1 protein-coding gene is annotated in these 838 nt (G+C 32.9%); it reads right to left on the minus strand.

Features of this window, described 5'->3' with window-relative positions; all coding sequences use genetic code 11:
- Positions 1-24 precede the first annotated feature (24 nt).
- Positions 25-618 (minus strand): hypothetical protein, encoded by a 594-nt coding sequence (locus HGP29_RS28820; protein ID WP_211093454.1) that lies wholly within the window; start codon positions 616-618, stop codon positions 25-27.
- Positions 619-838 lie beyond the last annotated feature (220 nt).

Consider the following 838-nt stretch of genomic DNA (forward strand, 5'->3'; position numbering starts at 1 on the left):
ACAACGGTTTGTGTAAAATGCGTTTTAATGCATTTTTACACCTTGTTGTAGAGCGTTTTTTCTATTTTCTAATTCTTCCTCGAACTCTAATCGACTTCTTTTGAAAGACCTTCTGGCTTTGTTAAACGCAGAAGACTCTTCTTCTTCTTTTAGGTCTTGAATTACGAATTCTAATTCATCATCTGTTAATTCATTTGGTTTTTTAAATCTTAATTCTGGATTGAGTTCGTCATCCGTATAGTGTTCGTTTTCAATTTCTTTGAACTTCTGTTTATCAGTTGAAATGATATCAACTAACTCAAAATGATTAACATCAATAATATCAAAGTCAACTAATTTCAAATATTCTTGGATTATGGTTCTGTCAATCATCACTTTTCCGGCTCCAGCCCAATGTCGGTCTTGTCCGTTCTTTTTCACACCCGAAATCCAATATTCATCATTAGATTCTAAGTCATAATGATTCCCTGATATTCCTCCAGACTTTAGTTTCTTTAATGATTTTCCATTGAAGTATACTGTCTGTCCACTTTTTGAAAATTCTACTTTTCCAATCCAAGCTGGGCCATTATCCGAAAACCCAGATTTAAGCTCTATGTATTTAATTTGTGGTTTCATTCTTTAGGTCATTGACATATTCAGACGATTGCCCATTCCAGTAACATTTTTTACATCTACCATTCTCAATAACAAATAACATGAAAGCAGTTTTCATATCCATATAAATAATGAGAACAATCTGGACAAAGGGCCGCCATTTTTGACGTGTCAGTATAATATTGACTTTCACATTCAACACATGTATTTATTTCTCTTTTCATCTTAATGCTCTACAACG

Origin of the sequence: Flammeovirga agarivorans (assembly GCF_012641475.1) — a bacterium.
Lineage (GTDB): Bacteria > Bacteroidota > Bacteroidia > Cytophagales > Flammeovirgaceae > Flammeovirga > Flammeovirga agarivorans.

Bases quoted from the DNA above. Each gene is read 5' to 3' on its own strand.
- HGP29_RS28820 (WP_211093454.1), bottom strand. From the start codon at position 618: ATGAAACCACAAATTAAATACATAGAGCTTAAATCTGGGTTTTCGGAT.